The organism is Parabacteroides sp. Y3-G-102 (genome assembly GCF_023656845.1).
GTDB lineage: Bacteria > Bacteroidota > Bacteroidia > Bacteroidales > Tannerellaceae > Parabacteroides > Parabacteroides distasonis.
On record NZ_JAMOKU010000003.1, the window covers coordinates 70,089 to 86,727 of the forward strand.

Consider the following 16,639-nt stretch of genomic DNA (forward strand, 5'->3'; position numbering starts at 1 on the left):
CCGTTTTTTTTCTACTTTTGAACCGCCTACAAATACATACGTGAAATGAGTAACTTTTTTGTAAAACTGATAAAGAATCCGTTTGTCATCAATCTCTTGTTGGTGATAGTCGTGTCGTGCGGCGTTGTTTATGGCGTACTGGCGTGGCTGGATTCTTATACCCGCCATAATCAAGCGGTGGTCGTTCCGGACGTGAAAGGAATGAAGCTAGAGGACGCCGCCGAGTTTTTCGGGAATAATAAGCTACGCTATAACGTGATCGATTCCGTATTCTCGAAAGATGTGGCTCCGGGCTCCATCGTGGAGTTGGTTCCCGGTGTCGGATCGAAGGTGAAAGAGGGGCGGATCGTCTTTGTTACGATTAACGCGTTGACCTCCCAGATGGCCGTGATACCGGAGGTGGAAGACTTATCTTTCCGTCAGGCGTATGCCTTGCTGCGGGCCCGTGGCTTCTCGTCGGTCGAGATAGAGTATGTGCCGGGCGATTATAAAGATTTGGCGATGGGGGTGGAGTTAAACGGGCGTACCTTGCTCAAGGGGGAACATGTACCGTTGACCGCTCATCTGGTATTGAAAGTAAGCAGTGGCGATCCGAATATGCTTCCCGACTCATTGGCTTTGGATAGTATTCCGGTAGAACCATTGGATAGTGATATAGAAAACTGGTTTTAAGGGAATGGACGAGTTTTTGGACGATATGGATGATGAACAGGTAGACGACCTGTTGATGCCGGAAGAAGACGAAACATCGTCGAGCCAGATGTATGAGCATTTCCGTTTCGTAGCGGACAAGGGGCAATCCCTGCTCCGGGTGGATAAGTTCTTGGTAGACCGTATGATGGGCGCTACCCGTAACCGCATCCAATTGGCGGCTGAGGCGGGTTGTATCTTGGTGAACGATAAGCCGGTGAAAAGTAATTACCGGGTGAAACCTTTGGATGTGGTTTCTATCGTGATGGATCGTCCACGCCGGGAACTGGAGATTATCCCCGAAGATATCCCTTTGAATATAGTATATGAGGACGATGATTTGCTGGTGGTGAATAAGCCGGCAGGCTTGGTCGTACATCCCGGTCATGGTAATTATACCGGTACGTTGGTGAATGCCTTGGCTTATTATTTGAAGGATGATCCCTATTATGATCCTTCCGATCCTCGTTTAGGCTTGGTACACCGTATCGATAAGGATACGTCGGGCTTATTGGTGGTGGCTAAACGCCCGGAGGCCAAGAGTAACCTAAGCCTGCAGTTCTTCAACAAGACAACCAAACGTAAATACCGTGCCTTGGTATGGGGCATCGTTCAAGAGGATGAGGGGCGTATCGAGGGAAATATCGGTCGTGACCCTCGTGACCGTATGCAAATGACCGTCTTCCCGGAAGGCGATCAAGGCAAGACCGCCGTCACCCATTACACCGTGTTGGAACGCTTGGGCTACGTGAGCTTGGTGGAGTGCCGTCTGGAGACGGGGCGCACGCACCAGATCCGTGTACATATGAAATATATCGGTCATACGCTTTTCAACGATGAGCGGTATGGCGGACATGATATCTTGAAAGGAACAACTTTTACTAAATATAAACAGTTCGTGCAAAACTGTTTCGCTATTTGTCCACGTCAGGCCTTGCATGCTAAGACGTTGGGGTTCGTTCATCCTACTACGGGAGAGGAGATGTTTTTCGATTCTGAGATTCCTTCCGATATGCAGCAGCTGATCGACAGATGGCGTGTATACGCGAACACTAAAGAATTGTAAAAATGAAAAAGAACATCGCTATCGTAGCAGGGGGAGATTCCTCCGAGATCGTTATTTCATTAAAAAGTGCGGACGGAATCTACTCTTTTATTGATAAAGACAAATATAATTTATATATTGCCATCGTTAAGAGGGATGAGTGGGCGGTTATACTTCCTAGCGGGGAACATACACCAATTGATAAGAATGATTTTAGCTTCAAGGAGAATAGCGTGACGAGGCATTTTGACTTCGCTTATATAACGATACACGGTACTCCGGGCGAGGACGGACGTTTACAAGGATATTTCGATATGATCGGTATGCCTTACTCGTCTTGCGGGATGCTGGTGAGCGCTTTGACATTCAATAAATACGTATGCAATCATTACTTGAAAGACTTTGGTGTAAAAATTGCCGCATCCATTCATTTATTCAAGGGAGAGACTATTACGGACGAAGAAGTCGTGACTCGTTTGGGTTTGCCTATTTTCGTGAAACCAAACGATGGGGGTAGTAGTTTCGGCGTGACGAAGGTGAAAGAGCTCTCCGCTATCCAGCCCGCTATCGCTAAGGCGTTTGGGGAAGGACGTGAGGTGATTCTCGAGAGTTTTATCGATGGAACGGAAGTAACATGCGGTTGCTATAAGGTGGAGGGTAAAGAGGTTGTCTTTCCTTTGACCGAGGTGGTTACGGATAACGAATTCTTCGATTTCGACGCAAAGTATAACGGGCAGGTGGACGAGATCACTCCGGCCCGTATCTCCGCCGAGTTGACGGAGTTGATACAGCGCAAGACATCAAGGATCTACGATATATTGGGCGCCAAAGGACTGATTCGTGTGGATTATATTATTCCGGCAGACGGGGAGCCTGTCTTACTGGAAATAAACACGACACCGGGAATGACGGCTACCAGCTTTATCCCACAGCAAGTACGTGCGGCGGGATTGGATATAAAGGATGTCATGACAGACATTATTGAAGACGAACTCAAAAACAGAAAAACAAAATGAATAGATATGGATACAGAAACAGTTTCCCCTAATTTCGACGACATCCGTCCGCTGAACAACAGTGAGGTGAAGGACGCGATTGAAAAATTGGTCGCCAATGAGGATTTCGAGCGGGCTTTACGTTACATAAAGCCGAATTTGAATTGGGAGGAATTCTCAGTTGCCATGCGTGCTTGCAAGACGAAGGAGGAGTTTAAATCTACTCTGGCCTATGACGCTGTAATGACGGTGGCGAAAAATACTACTTTCTCGCTTACTATCTCAGGGCGTAGCCGTCTGCCGAAAGATAAGGCGGCCTGTACGTTTATCTCGAACCATAGGGATATCGTATTGGATGCCTCCTTCTTGAATGTCATGTTATATGATGTGGGGTATGGTATGACGCAGGTCGCTATCGGCGACAATCTTTTAATCCGTCCGTGGATCGAGACATTGGTACGCTTGAACAATAGTTTTATTGTGAAGCGTGGCGTTTCTGTTCGTCAGATGTTGGAGGTCAGCAAGACGCTTTCCGCCTATATCCATCATGCGATCAAGAATGTGAACGAGTCTGTATGGATCGCCCAGCGTGAGGGACGTGCTAAGGATTCGGACGATCGTACGCAGGGCAGCGTATTAAAAATGTTGAGTATCGGCGGTGATAAGGACAATCTGTTGTTGAATTTGATGGATTTGAATATCGTGCCGGTCGCTATCTCCTACGAGTTTGATCCTTGCGATTTTTTGAAGGCGAAAGAATTTCAGATGAAGCGGGATGATCCGGATTTCGTGAAATGCCAGCGGGATGATCTATTGAGCATGGAAACGGGTATCTTGAACAATAAGGGTCGTGTCCACTTTACGATTACTTCCCCGATCAATGATTCCTTGGCTAAACTGGACAAGGATATGGAGAAGAATGAGCTGGTAAGCGCTATCGCGTCCGTTATCGACCGGGAGATCTATAAGAACTATCGTTTCTATCCGTGCAATTACGTGGCGTATGACTTACTGAACGGCACTCGTCGTTTCCAAGAACATTATGGTCCGAAGGATAAGAAGCAATTCGAGGAATACTTGCAAGGACAATTGGATAAGATCGTCCTTCCGAACAAGGATGAGGCGTTCTTACGTAAGAAGATCTTAGAGATGTACTCCAATCCGCTGAAAAATTATCTGACAACTTTATAAGCGGCCTTTATCGGCTATGCGTAGCGGTTCGTACTTGATCCGCCCTTGATCCCCTCCTTTCCGGCGAGCATGCCACCTTCGGGTGGCAGCCGCCGGAAAGGAGGGATTATCTTTTTTGCAGGAATTCGTCCAAGGATTCCTCTTTCAGCAATCCAAGTTTCTTGCGGATACGGCTGCGTCCGGAGTTGACGCTGGGACGGGAGATGCCCAAGGCCAACGAGATCTCGTCCGTGCTCTGCTTCAGGTAGATCAGCATGCAGAGCAGTTCGTCGGATTTGGTCAGTTCCGGGAAGTCCTTACGCAAGCCGGGCAGGAAGCGAGGGTACAGGGCAGCGAAGGATTGGCGGAACCGCAACTCGTCCTCGCCGCTCAGCAAGGAGGGGTTGAGCTTCTGGCGTACGCTGTCGATCACCTCGTTATGGGCGGCTTGCTCCAGCTCGGCGCTCAGTCGCTCATTGCGGCGGTTCAGTTCTTGTTGGGTAGCGAGGAGATTATCCAGCCGTTGACGCTGGATCTCCCGCTCACGTTGGTGAAGCCGGCGACGTTGGAGTGCGTAGACAATGATCCCGGTCAGCAGGCAAATGGCTAGGATCAGGATGACGCGCGTATAAACGAGCGAACGTTCCTTCAAGGCCACTTCGGCGGATAAGGCCCGATTCTCCTGCTCCTTCCGTCCGGTCTCGTAGCGTACGTTGGCACCAATGGCGTACCGCTGTTTCTCCGCCAGTTGCAACGAGTCGTGTATCTCCTTGTATTCCGGGTAGATCTCAGCCATCTTGTCTCCCTTCTTTTGTTGGGCGTAAAGGTTGAGCAAATGCCGTCCGGTCCAATCCATCATATCGTTCGCCTCGTATTTCTTGTAGAGAGCGTAGGCCTCTTCCATCAGGGGGAAGCCTTTTTCCGGCTTTCCGTCGCGTACGAGGCAGGCCCCCAGCATGAATTTGAAAAGATCTTGATACCCCGCGGAGATCGCTTCTTCCTCTTCTATCAATTCCTTGTACCCTTCGAGGGCGGCAGGGATAGAGTCGGGCACATATTCGTAGTAATAATTGTAAAGTATGTTTTTGGCGGCGAGGACATAGGCGTTCTCTTTCAGCTCCTCCCCTCTCTTTAAGGCCTGCCGTGCGTAATATAAGGTAGAGTCGTGCTGTTCCAGCTCCCAGAATATCCCGGCTTTCATCCGGTAGAGGTCGCTGATGGTAAAACTATCCAACTGGAGGGAGTAGTCGATGGAGCGTGAGATGGCCTCCATAGCCTTGTCGTACAATCCGAGGTCGCTATAGGTGGAGGAGAGGTCGGCGAAGGTGTAGACGAAACCCCGGTTGAGCTTCTCGGGGTGGGCTACGCACCAGTCCATGGCTTCCTGTATGACTTCCACCTCTTTTTCCCGCATTCCCTTGCGGCGGTAATAATGGCCGAGGGTAGAGAGCAGGTCGGCCGGATCGTCGGCGGCATCGGGGTGGAGGCGATAGACGGCGAGGGCCCTTTCTTGCACACGGATCGCATCCAAAGGGTCGCGGCGGAATTTATAGAGCGTGTTGGCTACCGCTTGGGCGATACGGATCTCTAGCCACGGGTCGTCGGAAGGGGGAAGAGCGGCGAGGCTGTCGGCGAGGCGCAAGGCCTCCTCCCGGTTGTCGCGGTCGTTGAGCTGCCGGAGTATCTCCTTGGTATCGGGCGGAAGCTGCCGGGAGAGGGAGCCGTCCGCGGGAGGCGTGTCGTGCCGGCAAGCGAGGGTGGCTAGCGAGAGGAGGGTGGCTAGCAGGAAATGCGTGATGTCTCTCATCTGCGTAGGATTTTATGGTTTATCGCGAATATACGCCGTTTTTCATGGAAAATAGCGTGTCCCGGGGTATAAATCGATTGAATCATCTATTGGTTTTTTATCCGTCCGAAGGCCCGGCGACGTACCTTTGACTTGTCCGTACCACCGGTGCCCCGAGCGGCGTGTCAATTAAATTGATGATCGCATTTCGTGCGGATAAGGCCGTTGTTGAGGACTTGTTGAGCGGATTGCTCAAAAAAGAATTCGTCGTATAAGGATAGGAATGGTTTCCTTTGAGAAACAAAAACGAAGTAGTAATGGAAGGGTCATACTTACGGATTTTGATGATGTGCGGGATGCTGGCGCTCCTCCTCTGCGGGGGCTGCTGGGTGTTCGCATGGAAGCATCTGCGCCGGCGGATCGACGAGCGGTTCGACGTACTGTCGGAACACTTGGAGCGTCACGCCGCCGAGTGCCCGATACGGAAGGAGCACCTGCTGGCCTCGTGCCTTCCCGCCGATCCGGAGCGAAAAGGGAACGGATCGTTCCACCGATCGTTCCGGGCATCGTATCCGGGTTTCCTGCCGACGCTTAGGGAGCGGGTGCCGGGGATCACGCCGGCGGAGGAAACGCTTTGCATGCTGATCAAGATGAACCTGAGCAACCGGGAGATCGCCGACAAGATGTCTATCTCCATCGGAAGCTTGCACACCACCCGCTACCGGCTGAAACAGAAGATGCCGCCGGAGGCCGCCAAGGGCATGGACGAATGGGTACGGGCGATCGAATAGGGTCATGGGGAGGCGAACTCCCTACATTATAATATAGAGTATACACCTTTATCTAAGAAGAATCAGTATGAGAAGAGAATCTTTATTTTTCGGTATTTTGACGCTGGTGGTGTCGGCCTTCCTCACGGGATGTTCCGACGACGACACGGAAGTGTACGTCCCCCAGCGTGTGGCGGAGTTCAACCTCTCCGACGAGTCGGACGGCAACCGGCTGTTCATCATCCATCCGTGGGAGGGCGAGATCGCCATCCCGGTGCACGATGATCGTATCCGCGACTTCGAGTTCAGCGGCAAGTATTTCGATTGGGAGATGAGGCAGGGGGCCGAGAGCCGCTTCCTCGTGCTCAACCTCAAGAAGGAGGTGGAGCGTAAGCCTTTCCTCGAGAAGATCGCCCTGCGGGGGATCGCCAGCAAGTCGGGGGAGGCGGCGACGGACACGCTCTTCCTCGTGTCGCAACCCAAGCTGGAAAGCTCAGCGTCGGATAACGCCCCGAGCTATATGCACAACGTGGGCAAGACGGTGAACACGGCGGGCGATATCTTCGCCGCCCCTAGCGAGCCTTTCCTAGATTTCGACCTGATGTACGGCACGGAGGCTTTCGTGAAGACCCCTCACGCCGAGTCGTGGGGACGGGAACGCTCCGGCGTGGACTACGAGGAGATGGTGGACAACATGTGGCAGGAGCTCGGCATCTCGGTGAGCAGCCTCGGCTTCACGAACCAAGGCGCTCCTACGCCTACGAGGTCGAAACTCTTCTCCGGCTCCTTCGACCAGCGGTTCCAGCATAACCAGACCTCGTCCAACCGCTTCGAGTATCACGTGGACGTGCATGTCAAGCCGATGGTGGAGCTGCATATGGCCACCGCCATCTATACCTCTGCCAGCGATCCCGACGTCTTCCTGCCGTTCCTCACCACGACCGCCTCGCGCTTGCTGAACGAAACCAATAGCGACCTCTACAAGCGATACGGCAACACACAGAAGGGCATCTACGATCTATACGACACCTACGGCACCCACGTGCTGGTGGGCGGTGTCTTCGGCGGGAGCTATACCTATATCTACAGCCGGAAGGAGAACCTCTATTACGACGAGACGGTGTTCGCCGCCGAGGCGGAGCTTTCCGCCAAGTCGTCGTCGCCGGCGGGAGAGAACGAGAACTGGCTCCAGACCTACTACCGCGTGATGGGTACCCACGGCGGCAAGATCGGCGCCGGGGGCGGCTATACGAAGTCGGAGCTGAACGAGCATATGTCCGAGGAGAGCATCATGATCATCACCGGCGGCAACGCCTCCGTGGACTTCGAGAGCTGGGACAAGTCCATCGCCGACGAGAACAGCAACCTCCACCTCGTAAGCTACGGCCCGAGGGGCGATACCACCCGTTGCTTCCTGGTCCCCCTGTATTACCTGACGAAGAACTACGCGCGGCAAGACGCGCTGAAGAAATATCTGGACCCCTACGTGGAGGCGCGTTCGAAGCTGGCCAAGAAACCGCAGCTGATCCTGGCCGACTTCATGATGCGTACCGGGAAGGACAATCACGGGGATCCCGCCGGACAACGTGTCTTCACCGGGCCGGACGGCAAGGAGCGCATTTACAGCCCGCTGGTGCTGAATACCAAGGGACCGAACGACTCGCGGATCGGCAAGATGCTCGATACCTCGGCCCACGAGTACCTCGACGTGGGGGATAACGCCGACCAGCTCTGGTGGGTAGCCCTCGACTTCAAGGACGAGTGCCGCCCCATCTACCACATGCGCTTCATGAAGGAGGACGACGCCCGCAAGCACGGCTTCGAACCGTGGGGGCAGGATGCCGAATCGGGAATGATGTGGGACGCGATCGATAACCATTACGTTTGCTTGAAGTTCTCGCCCGACGACAGCCATAAGGAACCGGTCACCGGCGTGGGCATCGCCCGCAAGGGGAAGAGCGATGACCTATACTACGTGATCGCCACCTCGCCCGGTACCGACATGACGCTTCCTTACTCCATCGACGAGCAATTCCCGGCCTATTGGGGAAGCAAGGAGTATAAATTGAAGAGCGAGAACCCGCCGTACCGCTTCGGGGTGGACCAAGAGAACGACCTCAACGAGGGCGACAGCTGGTTCGGCCGGAACAAGGCGACCAACCATAAGCAATGGATCTTCCCGGTCTACACCACCAAGGCATTGGACTGGCCGATCCGGTTTACGAAAGCGACGGACTAGCGAAATGCCTCGGAAACGATCCCTACGACCGTAGCCATCCCTCCCGAGGCCTCCGGAGCGATGCCGACAGCCGTAGCGGTCCCTCCCGAGACCTCCGGAGCGATCCCTACGATCGTAGCGGCCCTTTCCGGGGCCTCGGGAGAGATTTCGACACCCGTAGGCATTGTTTGATAGAAAAATATATGATTATCAAAGGGATTATCCTGCATTTGTAGGAAACCTTACGTCTGTGGACAAGAGGAAAGTATTAACGAAAAAACAACAAACAGTATGAGTTTAGCGAAACAAATCGGATCGGTATCGAAGACCGCATTGACCAACGCCGGCCACATGAACATGAACAACGAGATCTACGCCCGTATCTTGGATACGACCGTGGCCGCCCTCCATCTGGAGGCCCTCGCCCCGGGTTACAAGGAATGCATCGACCGGGAGGCGGAGTGCGTGAACCGCGTCACCAAGAGCGCCTCCACCGCCCAGCTGGAGGCGAAAGACAAGGAGCGTGACAAGACCCTCCAGTTCATCTACTCCATGAACGGCTCCTATAAGGTATGCCCCGACGAGACCCTGCGTACCCCCGCCCTGCTGGTAGACAGCGTGCTGCGGGCCTACGACAAGATCTACGCCAAGGCCTACGCCGAGGAGACCGCCCTGATCGACGGCCTGCTGCTCGACCTCGCCAAGGCTGACGTATCGGAAGCCCTCAAGACCCTCCACCTCGACACCTACGTGGCCCAGTTGAAAACCTTGAACGATGCCTACAAGGCTCTCGACATCACCCGCACCGACGAGTACTCCGCCCGTGTGAAGACCGATACCACCAAGGCCCGCAAGGCGACCGACGAGACCCTCGACCTCATCATCCAGCGTGTCAACGCCTACGCCGTACTCGAGCCTACCGAGGCCATCAACGCCTTCATCGACACCGTGAACCAGATCTTCCGCAAGTATAAGAACCTCATCGCCGCCAAGGGAGGCCCCACCAGCCCCTCCAAGTCCGACGACAAGCCTTATCCCACACCCGACCCTGCGCCCGACCCCGAGAACCCCGGCGGCGATAGCGAGAGCCCGGACGAGATCTGAGCCTAGCAAATTGTCAAACACTTAAAATCGAATCCATATGAACGAATTTTATCTTTCTAGAAAGATATCCGCGCGGCTCTCCCTCCGGGCCGCCGTGCGGATGTTCTGTATCCTGACGCTGGCCCTATGGGGGCCGGCAATGGCAGGAGCGCAAGCGCAGACACAGCCGCTTGACGTGGCTAGTACTAGTATTACTGATAAACTAACTCTCACCTATAAACTGAAACCCAACAGCTCGACCGATTACGCTTGGTTTTACAAGGTCGGGACTAATGGCACCGAGACCGAGTTCTCCGGTACGCTGACGGGCACGAACGCAAACTGGCAGCAGGGCGCGATCGATATCAAAAGCGAGAAAGCGATAGCCGACGCGAATAATCTTGACAGCTACCCGATCCTAAAATTGGATGGGCTAAACCTGACCTCCACTACTGCCGACGGCTCATTATTTTATCTGGAGGGCAGTAAACCGTTCTGTATCCAAGCGACAGGCAACTCTGCCAGTAACCTGAAAGCGAAAAAGGATGTGATTAATAACTACCAAGGATGCATCCTGCTTCTGGATGGTGGCACCGCCGGATTGAATATCGCTGCGGAAGGAACTGGATCATATGGAATATATCTGTACTCTACTAGTTCTGCTATAAATACCACCATCAAAGGCAAGATAACTGTCACGGCGGAAGCTGTTGCTGTGTTTCTAGACAATTGGGGTGCTTTCTCGGCTACCGAAGACGCGAAAGTAACGGTTTCTTCGGAAGATAAAGATGGAGACGCAATTTATGGAAGCTCTAGAGTGAAATCCCCCTTCCTCCAATGGCAGTTCGCCACCGCCCCAACGAGTGGCCAGACGCTCGAGGTGAAAGACGCCAGCGGCCAATCGTTCGATCCCGTTATCCAATTCACCACCGACGGTAAAAAGAAGGGTTTCGCCATCAACGTCACAAAGAACACCGGCTACACCCTTTGGCTGGGCAACGAACAACTGATGGATTCGAAAGGAACAACCGTCTTTACGGCAACGGAAGATAAATTAGTCTCCTTCTCAGGCATGACGACTCTCCCCGCCGACTGGCCCGAGTACGCCAAATTAGCCAATGTCGGCCCGACTGGCACCGATGTCGCCGTCTCCGGCACTACCTACACCGTCAAGACCGCCTGCGGCCTCGCGTGGATCGCTTGGGTGACGAATAACGGGAAGACAATCACCGATGCCGATAAAACCTATACCGATTCCTATCCCGCCTCCGAGGGCTTCAAGGACTGTACGGTTACGCTTGCGGACGATATCTCGCTGGCGAAACCTGCCCAAGGCGTGGCGAGCGGCTTCGAGGCTAATTGGATACCGATAGGGACTTATAAAGGCTTCGATGCACGTTACTACTTTCAAGGCACCTTCGATGGTGGCGGCCATACGATTACCGGAATGACGATCTCCTCGGCCTCGTTTTACTATATCGGCCTTTTCGGTTATCTGTATGGAGCGACCGTGCGGAATCTGACGATGGCAGGATCTGACAATATTAATTTGACAACTATTGCTAATGCTCAAGACACCGCTTACTATCTTGGCTGCGTGGCAGGTTATGTAAAGAATGGAAAAATCATCAATTGCCATAATCAATGCAAGGTTAGTTTTTCTGTGACCGGCAATTCTGGGTCTCTCGGTGGAATTGCCGGTTACTCTGAAGGTTCGGTGATTAGCGCTTGTTCAAACAGGGGAGCTGTCACTATGACCGGAAAGATGGGTCGTGGTGGTGGAATCGTAGCGACTAATAATGGCTCTTCTATCGTTTCCTGCTTCAATACGGAGGATATCCGTGTTACTGCTACCGGTTCTGGTTCTAGCGATGCCGCGTATGCGGGCGGTATCGGAGCCTATAGTAGCGGTAATTGTAGCATATCGCACTGCTATTCGACAGGGTGGATAATCGCTAAATCTTCCGCTGCTAATGCTTATTCCGGCGGCATTGCCGGACTATCTGAGAAAACGACGATTGAATCTTGTTTTGCCACAGGCGCTGTTTCTGCAGGATCAAACAGCGACAGCCGGATAGCTGCCGCAGGTGGTATTGTGGGGCAAGCTTTTGCTGGAAACATTAATATAACGATAAAGAATTGCCTCGCCTTAACTACCGCCGGCGTGAAAGCCTTAGGAAATACGTCGGATAAACAGGCCGGTCGGATTCTCGGATCTGATTCACCTACTAATAAAGTTACCCTTCTCGACAACTACGCCAGCACCATGATCCAACTGACGATAGGAGATAATACGCCAGCCGTCCCTACCGATAACATAGGTAGCGATAAGGCAAACGGTGCCGACACTTACCTCGATGATGTCGCCGCCGAGATCGCCGCTTGGGCAGGCCCCGAAAATACACAAGCCTTCACCGCCATCGGTACCGCCGAGAACGGCCTGCTCCCGCAACTGAAAGCTATTGCCGGCTATGGCGCTGACGGTCTGCCTACAGCTTACGCGAGTACTATTATCCCCGGCCAGTCCGGCTTGTCGTCTGCCTCCTATCTGAGGTCCTTGTTGTCACTGCCCTTGTCTTCTAGCGATACGATGACCTTCATGCTCTTCTACTCCAACAACAAATGGAGTTATAAAAAGGGAGCCGGAACGGAGACCCGTTTCAACGGCAAAATATCGTCACCCCCAGGCCCTTCCGCCAACAAGCTCATCGTCGCCACCGCCACCGGCTACACCGCTAAGGAGGCCGTTGCCCAAGGTTGGGAAGAGGTCTCTGTCCTTTACGGGAAAAGGGTCGATCTCACCGCCGGTAGCCCCTATCTGTTGGCCGCCGACGCAGCCTTGACTCGGGTAACCTTTAGCCAAACAGCCTCCGATGCGCCGATCGAGATACCGGCTACGGCTACGGTCGCTTCCGGCGATGCCCTCGAGAACGGCGTGTTCCTCTTCCGGACGAACCCGAATCTCGCCAACCTTACGCTCCGTGGTATCTACGTGCTCAATGCCGAGGGTACCCGCTTCGACCTTCAGGAGGCGGATTATGTGCTGAAGCCTTTCGAGGCATACATCACCGCCAATGCCGTCACCCGCTCGCTGGTTCGTAGCGTGGGTGTGTGCGATGGCTCCGTGGTGACCGCCAACGAGATCGCTACCGCTACCGCCGCTGTCCGTATCTGGGCCGCCGACGGTGCGCTGCATGTCTATTCCGGGGAGGCCGCCGCGCTTACCGTGGTACGCTCCGACGGACGTACCGTCTACGCCGCCTCTATCGCCCCCGGCGATACCCGCTTGGCTTTGCCTTCCGGTATTTACATGGTTCGAATCAATAACATCACTTATAAAATAGCGCTTTGATATGAAACAATATACTAGTTTATGGCTCGTATGCCTGCTGGCGGTCTTCTCGATGACCGCCCGGGCGCAGGAAGGGATCGAGACGAAGGCCCATCCCGACTACCCCGCTCTTCCTTTCATGTTGACTTTCGAGGCTCCCGCGGAAGGATCTGCCTCCTTATCGATCTCGGCGGACGGTGAGACCCTCACATCCCCTACGACCTTGCATTCCGGCACCGAGGTGACGATTACCGTCACCCCCGCCGACGGCTACCGAATGGCTTCCGGTTACCCGAAGGTTTACCGCACGGGTACGCCCTCCGAAACGGTACCGGCTACGTTTAAGCCCGATGCCAGTAGCGGTATCGCCTACCTCTACACCTTCACCATGCCGGACTTCCCGGTCACGGTAGAGGTGGAGTACGAGAAGATCCAGTCCACCGTCACCTTCGCCAACCCGGCGAACGGTACGCTTACCTTGAGTACCGCCGATGCTCCGGGTAGTTCGATTGTTTCCGGCGGCGAGGTCGCCTCCGGTACGAAGGTGACGATTGCCGCCACCCCCAACAAAGGCTACCAAATGGTGTTCGGCTCCTTGAAGGTATCCGGGAAGGTCGGGGATAAAACCAATACTGTTCCGTTGCAGAAAGAGAAAGATGGTACGACCTACTTCTTGATGCCGGCCTATACGGTGGAGGCTGAGGTGAAATTTGAGCCTATCCTCGTGGCTCTGTCCTCGGAAGCCCGTTTGAGTTCCCTATCGTATAAGGAAGGAAGTGGGGAGGTTACCCCGCTTCCCGGTTTTCTTGCCTCTACGATGAAATATGAGGTGCTGCTCCCAAATTCCACGCAGAAATCGGCTACCCTCACCTTATCCGGCCAGCTGGTCGATGCGAAGGCTGAGCTGCTCGTGAATGGATCGCCTGTTTCCGTAGAACCGACAGGATCGTTCACGGCTACCGTATCGCTCGAGAGTGGATCGGCCAAGGCTACCTTGGTCGTTACCGCCGAGGATGGACAGACCAAGCGTACGTATGAGGTAAACTTCACGGTACTTCTCGAGTCGGAATATTACGTCAAGATCCTGCAGCCGGAAGGCGGTACGATCTCCGTTTCTTATACAAAAGAGGGTAAGGAAGTGAGCGTGAAATCCGGCGATGCCGTACCCGTTGGTACTGAGTTGAGCTTGGCACATACGGCCTTGCCAAAGTACGAATTCGTGAGTTACAAAGTGAATGATGACCCGCTAGCATCTGGGAATATTACCGTCTCCGGTACCGACGACTTGACGATAACCGCTGCCTTTACGCAGGAATCTTCCGTGACTCCGGAAGAGATCGCTACGATCGGTACGCCGGCCGTTCCCAAGGAAAAGGAAGGGCAGGAGGGAACGAATGTTCCAACGGATGATAACCCGATCGTGATCATCCCCGATGCCGTATCCCTGCCATCGGATACGGAACTCTCCAGCCTCCGCTTGGTGAAGGAAGATATAGAAGACCCAGCGAAAAAGGCTGAGATTGAAGAGAAAGCGAAAGCTGCCGCCCAAGATGCGGGTATCGCTCCTGATGCCCCGAAGATCGTGATGGAAGTGACCTTGGTTAAGGTGACGACCACGATTTCCGCTACCGACGCATCCACCACTACCGCCGTAACTCCCGTGCAGCCCTCCGATATCGTGACGGTACGTATCCCGTATCCGGAAGGCGTAAATAAAACCCAACATGATATCGTGATTATCCACCTCCGCTCGGACGGCGTGGTAGACGTGTATTCCGAGGGTAATAACAATTTGACATTAGAGGATGATTATATGGAGATCTCCGTTGCCAGCTTCAGCCCGTTCGTGGTAAGCTATACGCCCAAATCTGGGCCGGTGGATCCCGATTATCCTGACACACCCGACACCCCGGATACCCCGGATGTCCCGACATCGAATGCCTCGGTAGAGGGAGGCATAGCGGTTTGGACCTCTGCCAACGCCCTCCATATCCGTGCGGATCGTCCGGCTGAGGCATGGGTTGTCGGCCTGTCGGGTGCTAGTCGTGCCCGGTTTGCGGTCGTTCCCGGCGAGACAAGACACGCTCTTCCCGCGGGAGTCTATCTTGTCCGGATAGCCGACCAGACCTATAAGGTACGGATACGGAACTAAGCGTTGTTTGTTTGACGTGAGAGGGATGCCCTTGTTTCTCCTTGGGGAGAGCGGGGCATCCCTTCTTTTTTGTGGATATGTTTCTTAACATACATACCCGTAATCAATTGGTTAGCCGCAAATGCTTATCTTTGAGCTATCCCGATGTAAACGCTTACAATATGCTAGTCATTTAAACTCAATTATAGTATGAAACCGGAAGATTACATTACCAGAGAGGAGAAGTATGGTGCCCACAACTACCATCCTCTGCCGGTCGTTCTCAGAAGAGGCGAAGGCGTGTTCGTGTGGGACGTGGAAGGAAAACGTTATTTTGATTTCTTGTCTGGCTATTCTGCCTTGAGCCAAGGACATTGCCATCCTAAGATCGTGAAGGCCCTGATGGAGCAGGCGGAGAAGCTTACGCTCGTATCCCGTGCTTTTCATGCGGATATACTGGGTGAGTACATGGAATTTACCTGTAAGTTTTTCGGATATGATAAGCTCTTGCCGATGAATACGGGGGCCGAGGCGGTAGAGACGGCTTTGAAGCTTTGCCGCCGTTGGGGATACCGTCGGAAAGGGGTCGCTCCGGAGCGTGCGAAGATCGTGGTTTGTAGCGAGAATTTCCACGGACGTACGATCACGATTATCTCCATGAGCACCGATCCTAGTTCCTACGCCGATTTCGGCCCTTATACGCCCGGATTTATAAAGATACCCTATAATAAGGTGGATGCCTTGGCCGAGGCCTTGAAAGATCCCGATGTAGTAGGCTTCTTGGTGGAACCGATCCAAGGTGAGGCCGGGGTCGTGGTGCCCGGCGATGGTTATCTGCGGGCTTGCTATGATCTTTGCCATCAGCATAATGTGTTGTTTATCGCGGATGAGATACAGACAGGTATCGGTCGTACCGGTAAGTTATTGGCTTGTGATTACGAGGGGATTCGTCCGGACATCTTGATCTTGGGAAAGGCGTTGTCCGGTGGGGTCAGTCCGGTCTCGGCGGTATTGGCGGACGATGAGATCATGCTTACGATCGCTCCGGGAGAGCACGGTTCTACGTATGGTGGAAATCCGTTGGCGGCGAAAGTCGCTATCGCCGCCTTGGAGGTGGTACGTGACGAGCATTTGTCGGAGAATGCGTTTAAGATGGGTGAGCTGTTCCGTGGTGAGATGGAGCGGATTAATAATCCTATGATAAAGAAAGTACGGGGTAAGGGCTTGTTGAACGCTGTCGTGACGGAACCTAAAGATGGGAAGACGGCATGGGACATCTGTTTGGCGTTGAAGGAAAACGGCTTGATAGCCAAGCCTACCCACGATCATATCATCCGCTTCACGCCTCCTTTGGTGATTACTGAGGAGCAAATGATGGAAGCGATTGGCATTATACGAGATACGTTCGCTAAATTCTAGT

General features: G+C 53.5%; 12 protein-coding genes. 10 read left to right on the plus strand and 2 right to left on the minus strand.

Annotated elements, in window-relative coordinates:
- Nucleotides 1-45: 45 nt before the first annotated feature.
- From NBH16_RS02310 to NBH16_RS02325, 4 genes are read left to right on the plus strand one after another with little or no spacing between them, the layout of a single operon-like run.
- Entirely contained in the window at nucleotides 46-672 is a 627-nt protein-coding gene (locus NBH16_RS02310) for a PASTA domain-containing protein (RefSeq protein ID WP_005861027.1), read from the plus strand.
- A gap of 4 nt (nucleotides 673-676) precedes the next feature.
- Complete coding sequence (locus NBH16_RS02315) at nucleotides 677-1,756, plus strand: RluA family pseudouridine synthase (RefSeq protein WP_005861030.1); 1,080 nt, start codon at nucleotides 677-679, stop codon at nucleotides 1,754-1,756.
- 2 nt (nucleotides 1,757-1,758) lie between these two features.
- On the plus strand, nucleotides 1,759-2,751 hold the full coding sequence (locus NBH16_RS02320) for a D-alanine--D-alanine ligase (RefSeq protein ID WP_122368914.1): 993 nt from the start codon (nucleotides 1,759-1,761) through the stop codon (nucleotides 2,749-2,751).
- Nucleotides 2,752-2,757: 6 nt separating this feature from the next.
- A complete protein-coding gene (locus NBH16_RS02325) occupies nucleotides 2,758-3,921 on the plus strand; it encodes a 1-acyl-sn-glycerol-3-phosphate acyltransferase (protein ID WP_005866611.1) in 1,164 nt (387 codons plus the stop codon).
- 106 nt (nucleotides 3,922-4,027) lie between these two features.
- Here the strand turns inward: NBH16_RS02325 and NBH16_RS02330 are convergent, their stop codons facing one another.
- Entirely contained in the window at nucleotides 4,028-5,707 is a 1,680-nt protein-coding gene (locus NBH16_RS02330) for a helix-turn-helix transcriptional regulator (RefSeq protein ID WP_250788042.1), read from the minus strand.
- A 296-nt stretch (nucleotides 5,708-6,003) separates the two neighbouring features.
- On the opposite strand from NBH16_RS02330, the gene NBH16_RS02335 reads away from it, so the two are divergent.
- Both NBH16_RS02335 and NBH16_RS02340 read left to right on the plus strand, forming a co-directional pair.
- Nucleotides 6,004-6,477 (plus strand): helix-turn-helix transcriptional regulator, encoded by a 474-nt coding sequence (locus NBH16_RS02335; protein WP_005866615.1) that lies wholly within the window; start codon nucleotides 6,004-6,006, stop codon nucleotides 6,475-6,477.
- Nucleotides 6,478-6,544: 67 nt separating this feature from the next.
- Nucleotides 6,545-8,695, plus strand: coding sequence for an MAC/perforin domain-containing protein (locus tag NBH16_RS02340; protein WP_250788044.1), 2,151 nt, complete (start codon nucleotides 6,545-6,547; stop codon nucleotides 8,693-8,695).
- Here NBH16_RS02340 and NBH16_RS02345 read toward each other — a convergent pair.
- Nucleotides 8,692-8,904 (minus strand): hypothetical protein, encoded by a 213-nt coding sequence (locus NBH16_RS02345; RefSeq protein WP_147423677.1) that lies wholly within the window; start codon nucleotides 8,902-8,904, stop codon nucleotides 8,692-8,694. The two genes, NBH16_RS02340 and NBH16_RS02345, sit on opposite strands and share 4 nt — an antisense overlap.
- Before the next feature lie 61 nt (nucleotides 8,905-8,965).
- On the opposite strand from NBH16_RS02345, the gene NBH16_RS02350 reads away from it, so the two are divergent.
- The 4 genes from NBH16_RS02350 (at nucleotide 8,966) to rocD (ending at nucleotide 16,638) form a co-directional block, all read left to right on the plus strand.
- Nucleotides 8,966-9,778, plus strand: a complete 813-nt coding sequence (locus tag NBH16_RS02350; protein ID WP_122368916.1) for a DUF6261 family protein — start codon at nucleotides 8,966-8,968, stop codon at nucleotides 9,776-9,778.
- Nucleotides 9,779-9,815: 37 nt separating this feature from the next.
- On the plus strand, nucleotides 9,816-13,109 hold the full coding sequence (locus tag NBH16_RS02355) for a hypothetical protein (protein ID WP_250788046.1): 3,294 nt from the start codon (nucleotides 9,816-9,818) through the stop codon (nucleotides 13,107-13,109).
- Between the two features lies 1 nt (nucleotide 13,110).
- Entirely contained in the window at nucleotides 13,111-15,240 is a 2,130-nt protein-coding gene (locus tag NBH16_RS02360; protein ID WP_250788048.1) for an InlB B-repeat-containing protein, read from the plus strand.
- Between the two features lie 189 nt (nucleotides 15,241-15,429).
- The gene (rocD, locus tag NBH16_RS02365) at nucleotides 15,430-16,638 is read left to right on the plus strand and encodes an ornithine--oxo-acid transaminase (protein WP_044544513.1); all 1,209 of its coding nucleotides are present in this window, start codon (nucleotides 15,430-15,432) and stop codon (nucleotides 16,636-16,638) included.
- Nucleotide 16,639: the final 1 nt, after the last annotated feature.

What these genes read in the sequence shown, in the direction of transcription:
- NBH16_RS02355 (WP_250788046.1), top strand. Translation starts at nt 9,816, where the DNA reads ATGAACGAATTTTATCTTTCTAGAAAGATATCCGCGCGGCTCTCCCTC.
- rocD (WP_044544513.1), top strand. Translation starts at nt 15,430, where the DNA reads ATGAAACCGGAAGATTACATTACCAGAGAGGAGAAGTATGGTGCCCAC.
- NBH16_RS02320 (WP_122368914.1), top strand. Translation starts at nt 1,759, where the DNA reads ATGAAAAAGAACATCGCTATCGTAGCAGGGGGAGATTCCTCCGAGATC.
- NBH16_RS02335 (WP_005866615.1), top strand. Translation starts at nt 6,004, where the DNA reads ATGGAAGGGTCATACTTACGGATTTTGATGATGTGCGGGATGCTGGCG.
- NBH16_RS02315 (WP_005861030.1), top strand. Translation starts at nt 677, where the DNA reads ATGGACGAGTTTTTGGACGATATGGATGATGAACAGGTAGACGACCTG.
- NBH16_RS02350 (WP_122368916.1), top strand. Translation starts at nt 8,966, where the DNA reads ATGAGTTTAGCGAAACAAATCGGATCGGTATCGAAGACCGCATTGACC.
- NBH16_RS02360 (WP_250788048.1), top strand. Translation starts at nt 13,111, where the DNA reads ATGAAACAATATACTAGTTTATGGCTCGTATGCCTGCTGGCGGTCTTC.
- NBH16_RS02345 (WP_147423677.1), bottom strand. Translation starts at nt 8,904, where the DNA reads ATGCAGGATAATCCCTTTGATAATCATATATTTTTCTATCAAACAATG.
- NBH16_RS02325 (WP_005866611.1), top strand. Translation starts at nt 2,758, where the DNA reads ATGGATACAGAAACAGTTTCCCCTAATTTCGACGACATCCGTCCGCTG.
- NBH16_RS02310 (WP_005861027.1), top strand. Translation starts at nt 46, where the DNA reads ATGAGTAACTTTTTTGTAAAACTGATAAAGAATCCGTTTGTCATCAAT.
- NBH16_RS02330 (WP_250788042.1), bottom strand. Translation starts at nt 5,707, where the DNA reads ATGAGAGACATCACGCATTTCCTGCTAGCCACCCTCCTCTCGCTAGCC.
- NBH16_RS02340 (WP_250788044.1), top strand. Translation starts at nt 6,545, where the DNA reads ATGAGAAGAGAATCTTTATTTTTCGGTATTTTGACGCTGGTGGTGTCG.